15 protein-coding genes are annotated in these 13,069 nt (G+C 45.3%); 13 read left to right on the top strand and 2 right to left on the bottom strand.

What is annotated here, in order from left to right:
- The first annotated feature begins 26 nt into the window (after window positions 1–26).
- The 8 genes from moaA (at window position 27) to T3H97_RS17670 (ending at window position 7,601) form a co-directional block, all read left to right on the top strand.
- The gene (gene moaA, locus T3H97_RS17705) at window positions 27–1,040 is read left to right on the top strand and encodes a GTP 3',8-cyclase MoaA (RefSeq protein WP_250239680.1); all 1,014 of its coding nucleotides are present in this window, start codon (window positions 27–29) and stop codon (window positions 1,038–1,040) included.
- A 40-nt stretch (window positions 1,041–1,080) separates the two neighbouring features.
- Window positions 1,081–1,893, top strand: coding sequence for a formate dehydrogenase accessory sulfurtransferase FdhD (fdhD, locus tag T3H97_RS17700; protein ID WP_103049549.1), 813 nt, complete (start codon window positions 1,081–1,083; stop codon window positions 1,891–1,893).
- Between the two features lie 133 nt (window positions 1,894–2,026).
- Entirely contained in the window at window positions 2,027–2,275 is a 249-nt protein-coding gene (locus T3H97_RS17695; protein WP_250239678.1) for a MoaD/ThiS family protein, read from the top strand.
- 55 nt (window positions 2,276–2,330) lie between these two features.
- Window positions 2,331–3,062, top strand: coding sequence for a molybdenum cofactor biosynthesis protein (locus T3H97_RS17690; RefSeq protein WP_328800417.1), 732 nt, complete (start codon window positions 2,331–2,333; stop codon window positions 3,060–3,062).
- 63 nt (window positions 3,063–3,125) lie between these two features.
- A complete protein-coding gene (locus T3H97_RS17685; protein ID WP_328800416.1) occupies window positions 3,126–4,205 on the top strand; it encodes a thiazole biosynthesis adenylyltransferase ThiF in 1,080 nt (359 codons plus the stop codon).
- Between the two features lie 102 nt (window positions 4,206–4,307).
- The gene (modA, locus tag T3H97_RS17680; RefSeq protein WP_328800415.1) at window positions 4,308–5,129 is read left to right on the top strand and encodes a molybdate ABC transporter substrate-binding protein; all 822 of its coding nucleotides are present in this window, start codon (window positions 4,308–4,310) and stop codon (window positions 5,127–5,129) included.
- Window positions 5,130–5,156: 27 nt separating this feature from the next.
- On the top strand, window positions 5,157–5,822 hold the full coding sequence (gene modB, locus T3H97_RS17675) for a molybdate ABC transporter permease subunit (RefSeq protein ID WP_328800414.1): 666 nt from the start codon (window positions 5,157–5,159) through the stop codon (window positions 5,820–5,822).
- 243 nt (window positions 5,823–6,065) lie between these two features.
- Window positions 6,066–7,601, top strand: a complete 1,536-nt coding sequence (locus tag T3H97_RS17670; protein ID WP_328800413.1) for a right-handed parallel beta-helix repeat-containing protein — start codon at window positions 6,066–6,068, stop codon at window positions 7,599–7,601.
- Between the two features lie 235 nt (window positions 7,602–7,836).
- Here T3H97_RS17670 and T3H97_RS17665 read toward each other — a convergent pair whose 3' ends face one another.
- The gene (locus T3H97_RS17665; protein ID WP_328800412.1) at window positions 7,837–9,147 is read right to left on the bottom strand and encodes an amidohydrolase family protein; all 1,311 of its coding nucleotides are present in this window, start codon (window positions 9,145–9,147) and stop codon (window positions 7,837–7,839) included.
- 156 nt (window positions 9,148–9,303) lie between these two features.
- Here T3H97_RS17665 and T3H97_RS17660 point away from each other — a divergent pair, with 156 nt between their 5' ends.
- On the top strand, window positions 9,304–9,732 hold the full coding sequence (locus tag T3H97_RS17660) for a MarR family winged helix-turn-helix transcriptional regulator (protein WP_025718209.1): 429 nt from the start codon (window positions 9,304–9,306) through the stop codon (window positions 9,730–9,732).
- Window positions 9,733–9,851: 119 nt separating this feature from the next.
- Window positions 9,852–10,199 (top strand): Na-translocating system protein MpsC family protein, encoded by a 348-nt coding sequence (locus tag T3H97_RS17655; RefSeq protein WP_134903409.1) that lies wholly within the window; start codon window positions 9,852–9,854, stop codon window positions 10,197–10,199.
- A gap of 110 nt (window positions 10,200–10,309) precedes the next feature.
- Here T3H97_RS17655 and T3H97_RS17650 read toward each other — a convergent pair whose 3' ends face one another.
- Window positions 10,310–10,738 (bottom strand): DUF4395 domain-containing protein, encoded by a 429-nt coding sequence (locus T3H97_RS17650; RefSeq protein WP_103049554.1) that lies wholly within the window; start codon window positions 10,736–10,738, stop codon window positions 10,310–10,312.
- Between the two features lie 272 nt (window positions 10,739–11,010).
- On the opposite strand from T3H97_RS17650, the gene T3H97_RS17645 reads away from it, so the two are divergent.
- The 3 genes from T3H97_RS17645 to T3H97_RS17635 are packed head-to-tail and all read left to right on the top strand — an operon-like array spanning window position 11,011 to window position 13,014.
- Window positions 11,011–11,721 carry a tRNA(His) guanylyltransferase Thg1 family protein gene (locus T3H97_RS17645; protein ID WP_328800411.1) on the top strand — a complete coding sequence of 237 codons (711 nt, stop codon included), beginning with the start codon at window positions 11,011–11,013 and terminating at the stop codon, window positions 11,719–11,721.
- 2 nt (window positions 11,722–11,723) lie between these two features.
- A complete protein-coding gene (locus tag T3H97_RS17640; protein ID WP_328800410.1) occupies window positions 11,724–12,176 on the top strand; it encodes an AAA family ATPase in 453 nt (150 codons plus the stop codon).
- Window positions 12,177–12,186: 10 nt separating this feature from the next.
- On the top strand, window positions 12,187–13,014 hold the full coding sequence (locus T3H97_RS17635; protein ID WP_328800409.1) for a siderophore biosynthesis protein: 828 nt from the start codon (window positions 12,187–12,189) through the stop codon (window positions 13,012–13,014).
- Window positions 13,015–13,069: the final 55 nt, after the last annotated feature.

The raw sequence follows: 13,069 nt of genomic DNA, 5'->3' as shown, positions 1-13,069 counted from the left end.
AATGAAGACGGATTGAGGTGAACAGGATGGCGAACCGGAGCGACGATCAATGGAATCGTCCGTTACGGGACTTAAGAATATCCGTCATAGACCGATGTAATTTTCGGTGCCGATATTGTATGCCGGAAGAAATATTTGGCCATGACTATCCGTTTTTGCCAAAAGAAAAAATATTGACCTTTGAGGAAATTACGCGCCTTTCCCGTATTTTTGTCTCGCTGGGCGTTACGAAGCTGCGTATTACTGGTGGTGAGCCGTTGCTGAGGAAAGATTTGTCCTTGCTTATTCATTCGTTAACTCAACTCAATGGCGTTGAAGATATTGCAATGACGACAAACGGCGTATTTTTGCCTAAATATGCTGTAGCACTGCGAGAGGCTGGACTGAAGAGAGTGACGGTTAGTCTGGATTCGCTCGATGAAAATCGGTTCCGCCAAATGAACGGGGGCAGAAGCAGTGTAAAGGCGGTGCTGGATGGTATTGAGGCTGCGGCTCAAGCAGGGATGCAAGTGAAAATAAATATGGTCGTGCAAAAGGGCTTTAACGATCAGGATATTGTTCCCATGGCCGACTATTTCCAAAAGAAAAAGCATATTTTACGTTTTGTTGAGTTTATGGATGTAGGCAACACCAATGGCTGGAAATTGGATCAGGTCGTTTCCAAGCAGCAGATCATCGAAGCCATTCACGAGCATATGCCGTTAGAACCTGTCCCACCCCAGTACAAAGGTGAGGTGGCGACGCGCTACAGGTATCAGGACAGAGACGGGGAAATCGGCATTATTTCGTCTGTTACGGACGCCTTCTGCTCCACATGTACACGAGCGAGAATTTCTGCTGAAGGCTCCTTGTACACGTGCCTGTTTGCCTCTCAAGGGTACAAGCTTCGCGCGATGCTGCGTTCCGAACAGTCCGATGACGAGATTAGAGCTTACATTGAACGTGTTTGGAGAGAACGTACAGACCGCTATTCAGAGGAACGGCTGAATCATACACAGCAAGCAACGTCTAAAATTGAAATGTCACACATCGGCGGGTGAGCCGAAGAGCCAGCCTGTCAGAAACAAGGGAGTGGAGCACATGGAAAAGCCGGCTGAGGTAAAACGTGAGATTTTACGTTATCGTGACGGTCAGATCAAGCGTTTTGAAGACACTGTGGTGACGGAGCATCCGGTGACCATCAAAATCAATCAGCAGGAATTTGCTACCATGGTTTGTACACCGGAGTATGTGGAAGATATGGCAGTAGGTTTCTTGGCCTCTGAAGGCGTCATTCAACGGTACGATGATATTGAAGATATTTGGGTTCAGGAAAAAGAAGGCTTTGTTCATATTAAAACCCGTCGAATGAATGAGTTTTATCAAAACTTTCATTCCAAACGGTACATTACCTCCTGCTGCGGGAAAAGTAGACAGGGCTTTTATTTTATGAATGATGCCAAAGTGGCAAAAAGAATGAATGACACCCATGTTACGCTGTCTTTTGACGATTGTTTCCGCTTGATGAATTTAATGCAAAGCTCGGCACTTACGTTCCAAGAGACCGGTGGCGTTCATAATGCAGCGCTGTGCGACAAAGACGGAATGATCCTGTCCAGAATAGATATCGGCCGACACAATGCGCTGGATAAAATCTATGGGCATTGCCTAAAACATGATATTGTATTACAAGACAAAATCATAGTTTTCAGCGGGCGCATTTCGTCTGAAATTTTGTTGAAGGTCGCGAAGATTGGCTGTGAAGTTGTTTTGTCCAAGTCAGCTCCCACAGAGCTTGCACTTGAATTGGCTGAGGATCTGGGGATTACTACCGTTGGCTTTATACGCAGTCATTCTCTGAATGTATATACGCATACCGAACGGATTGATGAACTGGCTGAATCTAAAATATAATATACAAATCCTCATTGTACACCGTCATAGTTAACCAGCATGGAATAAAACCTTTCGGGGTATTCATTCATGTTGGTTTTTCTTGGTACATATGTGGTGGACAGTCACTGTACTGAAAAGGAGGGTATGTTAAATGAACTATCATATTCAAGTATTTGCTGGACTTGCGGAACAGCTGGGAGGGCCTATAATCACGGTGCCTACTGATCAAGAAGCGATGAGCGTTGCCGCGTTAAAAGACTTGCTATCCGAGTGTTTCCCTGAAGCAGCAGCCCAGTTGCAGGGTTCTTTTGTTGCCAGAAATCAAGCCTACGCCGCTCCTGAGGACCTCGTAAGTATCCATGATGAGATTGCGATTATTCCTCCGGTTTCAGGAGGGTAAATTCTATTCATAGAATAGATGAATTCGATAGAATAGGTGCAAGGGGGCAGATCATATGCAATACCGTATTCAGCTATTCGCAGGTATGGCGGAGCAACTTGGTGATGTGATCACGGTAGAACTTTCACAGGAAGCGGTGACCATTGCAGACATTCGAAAAAGGCTGAATGAGCTGTACCCGGAAGTGACTTCACAACTGCCAGGTTCTTTTTTTACCCATCATAAAAAGTTGGCTTCTCCAGATGAGCTTGTGCTTCCATCAGATGCAATTGCTCTTCATCAGTCAGCTCCCGGGATGGAGACGGTCGTTTCAAAATGTGGCTTATTTGCCATTACGTACGACCCGATTGATGCCAATGAAGTAACCTCAAAGGTGCTCGACCCTTCTCATGGTGCCTCGCTGACCTTCAATGGTACGACTCGGGAATTTACGCAAGGTCAGCGAACGGTGCTGCTTGAATATGAGGCGTATGTCCCGATGGCCATGAACACGATGAAGCAGATTGGTGACGAAATTGCAGAGCGTTGGCCTTCTACACGTACTGCAATTACACATCGGCTTGGCACGGTAAGAATTGGAGAGACGAGTGTGGTGATTGCTGTCTCTGCTGCACACCGCGATACTTGCTACGAAGCCAGCCGCCATGCCATTGAACGGTTAAAGCAAATCGTACCGATTTGGAAAAAGGAAGTGTGGGAGGACGGCTCAGAATGGAAGGGGCATCAGCTGGGTGGCTGGAACCCTCAAAATACTCCAAAGCTTTCGAATAAGGGCGAGGACATTTGAACTTTTAGCTTGTCTGATCAACTTGTAGCTATCAATGGATAAGTATGGAGGCGTAAATCAACGATGTCAGATATGGACAAAATCCAGAAAATAGAAGTTGCTGCACAAGCACATGCGCATGCGTCTCATGCCCGTTATTCTAGACAGGAATTATTCTCGAAAATTGGACCGACAGGCCAGCAAAATATCCGTAGTAAGCACGTGCTGATGGTGGGGGCGGGCGCACTGGGCACTGCCAATGCTGACATGCTGGTGCGAGCGGGCATCGGACGGCTGACGTTGGTAGACCGTGATTATGTAGATTGGAGCAATTTGCAGCGCCAACAGCTCTATGACGAAGCGGATGCCCGTGATCAGATCCCCAAGGCAGTGGCCGCGCAGAAGCGATTGCAGCAATTCAATTCGGACGTGGACATTCGTGCGCTAGTCCGGGACGTCTCGCTGGAGGAAATCGACGATATCGCAGCAGGGGTGGATATTATCGTAGATGCCACCGATAATTTCGATACACGTCTGCTTATGAACGATTATGCGGTCAAGCACCGAATTCCCTGGATTTACGGGGCGTGTGTGGGCAGCTATGGGACAACCTTTACCATCGTGCCAGGGCAGACACCGTGCCTGCATTGCCTGCTCGGGACCGTACCGCTTGGCGGTGCGACCTGTGATACGGTCGGTGTGATTAGCCCGGCTGTACAGATGGTGGCGGCTTATCAAAGCGCCGAAGCATTGAAGCTGCTCACCGGGGACGATTCGGCTTTGCAAAATAAGCTAATTTCTTTCGATCTGTGGAACAATCAGCATCAGGCGATTCAAATCAGCGCCATGAAGAAAGCCGATTGCCCAACGTGTGGTGAGCACCCTGTGTATCCTTTTTTACAATCGGAGCATCAGGCTAAAACGGCTGTCTTGTGCGGACGAGATACGGTTCAAATCCGCCCGGCCTCGGGTGCTGTTCGTGATCTGAATGAAGCAGCACGTTTGTTATCCCGTCAGGGGGGCAAGGTGGAGCATAATCCATACCTGGTATCCGTTGTTATCGGAACGCATCGAATCGTTCTTTTTCAGGATGGACGCGTCTTAATTCATGGCACGAAGGACATCGCCGAGGCGAGATCGATTTATCACAAATATTTGGGTTGACCCAATAGATTCGACCCGTTATGAGATGTACAATGTTTCCTTATTTTCGCTATCACATTTCGTCATCTCATTTTGGAATTTATAGGATAGGGGAAAAATAAGTTGAAAAAGAAATTTGGGTACATATTCACGTTCGTTGGATTGTTGGCATGGGTTCTGGCGGGCTGCTCGTCTCCGGCTGCTGTACAATCGGCACAGTCCGCACCCAAGACTGAACTAGTCGTATCTGCCGCTGCAAGTCTTCAAGATAGTCTGAATACGCTCAAAGGCCAGTATGAGAAACAGCACCCAGATATCAAACTTACCTTTAACTACGCTTCATCTGGTACCTTACAAAAACAAATTGAGCAAGGCGCACCTGTTGACGTATTTATTTCGGCAGGCATGAAGCAAATGAAGGCATTAACCGATGCTTCATTGGTGGAAAAGGATAACGTGCTGCTTCAAAATAAACTGGTTGTGGTTGTTCCGCAAGATACAACGAAAAGCACGAATAACAAGAGCATTACGCTCAGTGATCTGACAGGTTCTTCTTTCCTGAAGCTGGCGGTTGGGGAGCCTGCTACCGTTCCTGCCGGACAATATTCCAAAGAAGCGCTGACGAAGGCCGGACTGTGGGACAAGCTGGAACCGAAGATGGTATTCGCAAAAGACGTAAGACAGGTATTAAACTATGTTGAAACAGGTAACGCCGATGCTGGACTCGTTTATCTGACGGATGCCAAATCATCCGATAAAACGGTCATAGCAATGGAAGTGCCCGAGAGATTGCATGCACCCATCCTGTATCCTGAAGGCATTGTAAAAGCAACCAAACATAGCCAGGAAGCAGGCGAGTTTCTTGATTTTCTGCGGACAGATGAAGCTATGAGTGTGTTCAGTAAAGATGGATTTTCAGCCCCTACAGAAATGACGGGAAAATAGAATTCACAGATAAAGGAGGGGGTCCCGTTGGATTGGTCAGCTTTTCTTCCTCCGGTTATCGTGTCTGTTAAAGTCGCTGTCGTCGCCAGCATCATCGTCTTTTTATTAGCTACTGTGGTAGCGTGGATGATGGCGAACTGCACGCCGCGGAGGGGAACCAGCGTGATCGAGACCGTCCTACTTCTTCCGCTCGTATTGCCGCCCACTGTTGTCGGCTTTATTTTGCTCATCTTGCTGGGAAGGAAAAGCTGGATTGGCACTGTCTTCGAAAGCCTGTTCCAGCAGACGATTGTATTTACGTGGGGAGCTGCAGTGGTGGCGGCTGTAGTTGTTGCTTTTCCACTGGCTTACCGTACGATTAAAGCTGGCTTTGAAGCTGTAGACCCTGAGGTAGAGCAGGCTGCACGTGCGCAAGGTGCCAACGAATGGCAAGTGTTTCGCCACATTACGATGCCCCTTGCCTACCGACCGCTCATTTCAGGATACATTCTCGGATTTGCCCGAGGGTTAGGGGAATTTGGCGCTACGCTGATGCTCGCAGGTAATATTCCTGAACAGACCCAAACCCTGTCTACAGCGATTTACACTGCGTCCGAGGTCGGAAATATGACACTCTCTTGGAGCTGGGTAGCTGTCATCATTTTATTCTCTTTTATCATGTTGATGCTTTCTAATCGACTGGTAAAGGATTAGTCCGTTGGAGTAAGAACGTGCGTAGTCTGCCGATAGGGCAGCAGCGGCAACGTCAGCAGCTTTGATCACCAAGAAACCCTGCGATTACTAAAACGCAGGGTTTCTTGTTTCTTTCGACAGCGATTACGGTGACCTCCCGGTCCTTGGTATGGCGCATTAGGTTGCACTAATGGCCGATGCTATAGAACAGATTTAGTGGAATTATGGTACAATTTACAAGAAAAATAAAGGGGGATGAGGAACATGAAGAAATTCGGGCAAATGTTTCTGGTAGGTTTAGCCATGGTTTTCGGGCTTGGTCTGGTGGCCGGAAATGTGCAACCTCCCGTCGCTTCCGCGGCCGGTACACAATATTATGTGGCCACGAGCGGCAGCGACTCTAACGCCGGAACGAACGAAGCGCCGTGGAAGACGTTGCAGCATGCGGCCGACGTGGCTCCTGCGGGCAGCACGGTTTACGTCCGGGGCGGCGTGTACAAGCAGAAAGTAAAGATTACCCGCTCTGGCTCCGCTTCGCAGGGTCCTATTGTGTTCACCAACTATGGGACAGAGACCGCCATTATTGATGGCAGCGGACTTTCGGCCAGCGGGAACGAAGGGCTGATCGAACTGGCCGATGTCAATTACGTTACTGTTCAGGGGTTTGAAATCCGCAATTTTACCACTGCTTCCAAGAACGTGGTGCCTGTAGGTATTTATGTCCACGGTTCGGGCGGCTTCATTAATCTGTCCAACAACAAAATCCATGACATCAAAAACACTGTCACTCCGACCGGAAAAGATCGGTTGGGCCGGGACGCTCACGGTATCGCTGTTTACGGCACGAAAGCGCCGGCTTCGATTCACGACCTTACGATTAGCGGCAATGAGCTGTACAATCTCGTGCTGGGCTCCAGCGAATCGATCGTTTTAAACGGCAACGTGGATGGCTTTGCGGTGACCGACAACCTCATTCACGATAATGACAACATCGGGATTGATTTGATCGGCTTTGAGGGCACCGCGCCGAATACGACTTACGATCAGGCGCGGAACGGGCTGGTGAAGGGCAATCGGGTGTATAATAATTCAGTTCAAAATAACCCATCTTACAAGAGCGATGACAACTCGGCCGGCGGCATTTATGTAGATGGAGGCAAGGACAGCATTATTGAGCAGAACTACAGCTACAACAACGATATCGGCGTCGAAATTGCCTCCGAGCACGCCGGTAAAGCAACCAGCAATATTACGGTCCGCAGCAACGTGATATATAACAACCGACTGACCGGCATTGCCATGGGCGGTTACAATGAGGAGCGTGGCTCCACGGTAAACTGCAAGATCGTGAACAATACACTATACAAGAACGATACGTTTGAGGACGGAAGCGATCAGCTTTTGGTTCAATATGATACGCGAAACAACGTGATCAAAAATAATATTTTCGTGGCCAGCTCCACGGATATGCTGATCTCCAATGGATACACCAAAAATTCCGGCAATGTTGTGGATTATAATTTATATTTTGCTCCGAGCGGCAGCTCGGAAGCCAATTGGATCTGGAAAAATAAGGAGTATACGGGTTTCTCCGCGTACAAATCGGGGACCGGCAACGATACGCATTCTCTATTTGCCGATCCTAAATTCGTGAATGCCGCGAACAGCGACTTCCATTTGCAGTCTTCGTCACCTGCGATCGATACCGGGAACACGGACCGTGCCATCATTGGAACGCTGGATATCGACGGGAAGCCAAGAGTACAGGGAGCCGCTGTGAACATCGGTGCCTACGAGTAAGTCCTATATGATATGACAAACAGAGCATGGCGAAACTACTTGGGGCCCCTGTTTGTACATTTTTACAATGTTCCTTGCAATTAAAACACCTTCAAAGTGAAACCCCATGTCGTAAGATATGGAGATAACCTTGGAGGTGTTTTTGCGTTGGCAACAAGATTAAGCTATCCTCGGAAAGTAAAAATGGAAGTATACAAATGAGATTAGAAAGTAGTTCCTGTTCAAGAGGCTCTGATTAACCTTGTTGTTGTACACCTTTGAACCATACGGATTTGATCGACAAGGTATCCGAGATGTTGGTTGTCGGATCACCGTTTACTAGTATAAGGTCAGCGAGCAAACCTTTGGCAATACAGCCGCGATCGTTAAGCCCAAAGCAACGGGCCGGTTTCGCGGTTGCCGACTGAAGCGCTTCTATGGGAGTAAATCCGGCCTCAACCAGCAATTGCATTTCATGATGAACGCTAGCTCCATGAGCAAGGCCGCCAAGATTGGGAACAGGAACGGGGGCGACATCCGTCCCGACCAGAATATCCACACCGGCACGATGAAGATCCATCACATTTTTAAAGCTATTCTCCAAATTTCCTTGCGGGAAAGTATGGAAGCTTGAGTTCAAAATATCGATCCATTCCGGACTTAATTTGGAGTAAACACGTGAATCATTCGCCAATTCTGATGCTGGATTCCCCAGAATGGATGAGTTCAATACTAAGCACGGTATAACAAATGCGCCTGAATCCGCTATGGATTTCACCAACTCAGATGTGTATTCGGGCCTGTCGAGAAATAAGTGACCCAATCCGTCGACTCCAATATCGATGGCGGTTTGCGAAGAATGAGCCGTCAAGACGTGGGCTATGACTATTTTACCGAACTTATGGGCTTCTACCACGGCTGCTTTTAAAATCTCGTCGCTTAAAATAGGCAGTCCAGGGGCACCCAAGACCGTCCCTTCTTCAATCATGATTTTAATAAAGTCGGCGCCACTCTCCACTTGGGTATGCACATGTTTGATCGCTTCTTCCACTGTCGTCACTTGGGGCACTTTTTCGTGATCGTGAGCGTAAGCGGCTAGCATAGCTTCCCGGTCTTTCTTGGGTAACTTCTCCAATTCCTTTAATACGAACTCAGGAATTTCATCCTCATCCTGCAATAATTCATCCGGATGACCACCTGGAGCAGTGATCGCTGTGCCGGCAGAACGGACTTCAGCGGCATCATTCACGTTTTTTAACTGGATCATGCGCCCTCTTTCTGTAAAACTGCCGTTCATTTCGAGTTCTGTCGTGACGCCGAATTTTAAAGCATCTCTTAACCCACCGATTGAAGTGTGGACATGCGCATCAATCAGGCCGGGTAATAATGTCCCATTTTCCCCATCGATGATCGTTGCATGCGTCGGAAGGTCTCCGCCTACCGAAATAATGGTTTCTCCCTGGATGATAACATTTCTGGGCTCAATAACTTTTTCTCCATCAAAAATACGTACATTCGTAATCGCTGTAACTTTTTCTACCGTAGAGCTTTGAGTTACATTCTTCATGTCGTTCCTCCTTAGTGTTCAAACTCAAACAATTAGAATTCTAACTGTTAGTTATATAACTGTCAATAAACTAATTTTCATTTGACAAACAGTATAGAGATTTATATAGTTTATTTACTGACAATTAGACTTCTAATAATTTGAGGAGGTATGATTATGAAAACCCAAAAGGATACGGTTTTTCTGGATTTGTTTCAGGTTATCGGTCTTAAGTTAAAGAAAAGAGCGGACGAGAGCATAAAAGAGTTGGGATTAAATGCTCAACAAGGAAAAATGATTAGATATATCTACGAGAATCAAGAAAATAATTTAATTCAGAAGGATCTTGCCGATCGGTTTCATCTGCGCGGAGCGAGCATTACAAGCATACTTCAAGGTCTTGAGCAAAAAGGATTCATCGAGCGCAAAATCCCGGCCAATAATGAACGGCAAAAAAATATTTATGTTTTACCAAAAGCCATTGAATTGATTGAAGCTTTTAGTGATTCTTTCCAAAAGGTGGAGGACGAAATTGTTCAATCCCTGACTGAAGAGGAGAAGCAAATCTTAGAGGAAATGTTAAACAAAATTAATGAACGTTTATAATTTTAGTTAAAATCATGTTCCAAAAATCACTTTCGCTAGTCTCTGTTTTATATGAGAGGAATCGGTTATGATGGATATAGTAATAGGGATTTTAGTAGATTTTAGGAGAGCGGTGCGATATGAGAAGGGAAACGGGTTTTAACGAAATTATTCGAAAAGTACGTAAAGAGCTGTTTGGGAAAGGCCCGGAGCGCATACATACAACCTTTGTAGATAATATGGCCATCACGATGCTGTATGGAAATTTAACCCCATCCGAAAAGTTTCTGGCACAAGAAGAATCCGGGAAAGAGATGGTGCATGCAGCTCGAACCAAAATGGTTCAAAAAATATATCCCACACACTTCAATAAAGAACTGGAGGATTACATGGGTTCCCGGCTGCTGCACCTCTTTTCAGATATTAAAGTGGAGGAAGATATAGCCATCTCCGTTTTTGTATTTGAAGATAATATTACCGCAAAATAAAAAGAAGGCGGAACCGATATAGCATCCATATTGTTGGAGAGTTCGGCTACACCCTCGATTTAATTAACGATGTCCTAATTGAAATGGAATGAATAGAGAGTTTTTTCTGTTTACACGTTTTTTCTTCTTCGATATTGATATTGGGACCATTGGTAGAGAACAAAACATCCTATGCAAAAACCAAGGATAGCCACCAAAGCCGCCACTAGGACCATGGCCGAAAATACATAAGCGACAATACTCCACTGGAGCATAAATCCTACCCAAGCGACCAGCAGAAAAAAGACGGCAAGAAGCTGATTAAACCTTTGCTGTTCTCGGTCCTCCTGCACATATGAGGAGGGGCTTTTCTTCAAAAAAAGCTTGGCTATCCGCATTACTGGATTGAAGTTAAAAAGGACGCCGAGCAACCCCGCGATAAGAGGAATAACTAGCACCCCATATCCCCCTGTAATCCAAGTGAAAACTACAGATAAAACAATTACCCATTGATTAGCCCTGACTAACGGGCGCGGAATGGAAGATGGAATTTGGCTCATATATATCATCCTTTTCAAATCGGAATAAAGTAGAAGATGGAAATATTATAGCCTAACATTTGGGCAATAGATACCAAGAAAAAACGAAGGACTCTACAAGTCCATTTGCTAAGTTTTTTTGTCTTGCTTAATTCCTAGCGATGTATAAGTCAATTTGTTACAATTCTTATAGCGTCTATTGGGAAAGATAGACATTGTTTTACTGCGTACGTAAATCACAGATCAGGAAAGGAACCTACATAGTTTATGAAAAAAATGATTTTGGAAATAGGATGAAGGAATATGAAAATGCCTATAGATTAAGCCTACCACGCCGTTTACCCGTAATCATCAGAATTGATGGTGCGCATTTTCATTCCTTTACACGGGGGATGACGAAGCCTTTTGATGAGAAACTAATTTTTGCATTATGGGAGACGTGTAAATATTTGGCCTATAACATTATGGGATGTAAATTGGTGTATCAACAGAGCGATGAAATCTCACTGCTTCTTACGAATGATGATAAATTAACGACGCAATCCTGGTTTGAAAATAATCTTCAAAAGATGGTGTCCATATCTGCCTCGCTGGCTACAGCCAAATTTAATGAGGAAATCCAAAAGGTTTACCCAGGTCAGCCTTTAGCCACTTTTGATGCGAGAGCATGGGTTTTGCCCCAGGATGAGGTTACAAACTACTTCCTATGGAGACAACAAGATGCTACTAAAAACAGCATTTCTATGGTAGCTCAAGCCCATTTCAGGCATCCAGAACTAGAAGGATTGAACGGAAATCAGCTACAAGACAAGCTTTTTGTGGAAAAAGGGCTAAACTGGAATGACCTTCCGGTCTGGCAAAAGCGGGGGATTTGCATTACTAAGCAGCAGTACAACAAAGGCGAAGCCGTCAGAAGCAAGTGGGATGTTGATCATGAGACACCGATTTTTTCACAAAATAGAGATTATATTAACCAATATGTATACTTGGACAAGGGTGTGTAGATTTGGAGTGTGTCATTTTTATAGGAATTCAGGCTTCGGGCAAGTCGACATTTTATATAGAATATTTCTTCAAAACACATATGCGAATAAACCTTGATATGCTTAAAACACGGAATAGGGAAAATATTTATCTACAAGCCTCCATCGAAACCATGCAGCGCTTTGTTGTAGACAATACAAATGCCACTGTTATAGAACGGAAGAAATATATAGATGCTTGTAAAAATAAGGGATTTAAAATTATTGGCTACTATTTTGAGCCCGATTTTGCAGAATCTATTAAGCGTAATGGGCAGCGTACAGGCAAAGAGTATATTCCTGAGATCGGTATTAAAAGTGTAATGAGTAAACTAGAGGTCCCAAGCTACGAAGAAGGATTTGATGAACTCTATAGTGTGATTTCCATTGAAGGAACGTTTCAGATCAGAAGGCTGCCGGAAAACCATACAATATAGGGGGACTACCTTGAACATACCTGAGAGATTCATCAAACGTTTTCCAGCATACGAGGACGTATTTGCCAGCAATCTTGAACATCATCGCAAGCACTTTCTGCCGATTTGCTCGATTAATCTTCAGTTTTTATTCCCGGAGCAGGACGAGTGGCTGCATTTTGTTTCCGTAAAAGAAATCTACGAAGGCTGTGTGGGTGAAAATACTCAGCAATTTCATACCTCATATACCAAGGAAGATATGCTGGGTTTCGATGTCATTGACGGCAAATACAAATTCGAAGCAGACTGGAATTATTTTAGTCTCCATCAGAAAGAGCAATTGGAAGCTACCTATGAAGCGCTGAAATCTACCGGGGATAAAGCGTACCTACGCATGAAGAGAGAAGTCATGGCGTTGGACGGACTGGAACAAGTGTACATGGCTAATGAACAAGACTACCAAGCTCGCAAAGCATTTTTCCTGGAAAACAATAAGATTTATCCATATTCCTCCTTTGGAGAGGCCAAAAAGTCTGTGGAAGAACTCACCCGTGATTTTGAGGAAAAGCAATCCAGTGGTTGGGGGCTGAGTTTCCCTGAAGTTAACGGTATTTTGGATGATATCGCTTTTCAGTCTAACAAGGCTCAAAGTTACATGAAGGAATATGACGAATCTCTGGAAGAGATGCTCCAGTTCGAGCAAACCAATTTGCTGCACGTACCTAAGCGTCCCAATGGTGAGACTTTTACCTATATCGGTTCCATTACCGGATATTATTTTCAAGCGTTTGGAGCCGATACGGTTTACTTATTTTATGATCGAGAATTAAGGAAAGCGGGTTGCTTCGAATATTCATAAGTGAGGATTTTGCAATCCTGAAGTAAATAAAAAAACTCCCATAATGGGAGTTTTG

The organism is Paenibacillus sp. LX16 (assembly GCF_036252815.1).
GTDB lineage: Bacteria > Bacillota > Bacilli > Paenibacillales > Paenibacillaceae > Paenibacillus > Paenibacillus polymyxa_B.
The sequence above is the reverse complement of the archived record's forward strand: the minus strand, read 5'-3'. Positions and strand labels throughout refer to the sequence as shown.

Coding starts and splice junctions, on each gene's coding strand:
- T3H97_RS17665 (WP_328800412.1), bottom strand. CDS start 9,147: ATGAAGAATGTAACTCAAAGCTCTACGGTAGAAAAAGTTACAGCGATT.
- T3H97_RS17650 (WP_103049554.1), bottom strand. CDS start 10,738: ATGAGCCAAATTCCATCTTCCATTCCGCGCCCGTTAGTCAGGGCTAAT.
- moaA (WP_250239680.1), top strand. CDS start 27: ATGGCGAACCGGAGCGACGATCAATGGAATCGTCCGTTACGGGACTTA.
- fdhD (WP_103049549.1), top strand. CDS start 1,081: ATGGAAAAGCCGGCTGAGGTAAAACGTGAGATTTTACGTTATCGTGAC.
- T3H97_RS17655 (WP_134903409.1), top strand. CDS start 9,852: ATGAGAAGGGAAACGGGTTTTAACGAAATTATTCGAAAAGTACGTAAA.
- T3H97_RS17690 (WP_328800417.1), top strand. CDS start 2,331: ATGCAATACCGTATTCAGCTATTCGCAGGTATGGCGGAGCAACTTGGT.
- T3H97_RS17645 (WP_328800411.1), top strand. CDS start 11,011: ATGAAGGAATATGAAAATGCCTATAGATTAAGCCTACCACGCCGTTTA.
- T3H97_RS17670 (WP_328800413.1), top strand. CDS start 6,066: ATGAAGAAATTCGGGCAAATGTTTCTGGTAGGTTTAGCCATGGTTTTC.
- T3H97_RS17660 (WP_025718209.1), top strand. CDS start 9,304: ATGAAAACCCAAAAGGATACGGTTTTTCTGGATTTGTTTCAGGTTATC.
- T3H97_RS17685 (WP_328800416.1), top strand. CDS start 3,126: ATGTCAGATATGGACAAAATCCAGAAAATAGAAGTTGCTGCACAAGCA.
- T3H97_RS17695 (WP_250239678.1), top strand. CDS start 2,027: ATGAACTATCATATTCAAGTATTTGCTGGACTTGCGGAACAGCTGGGA.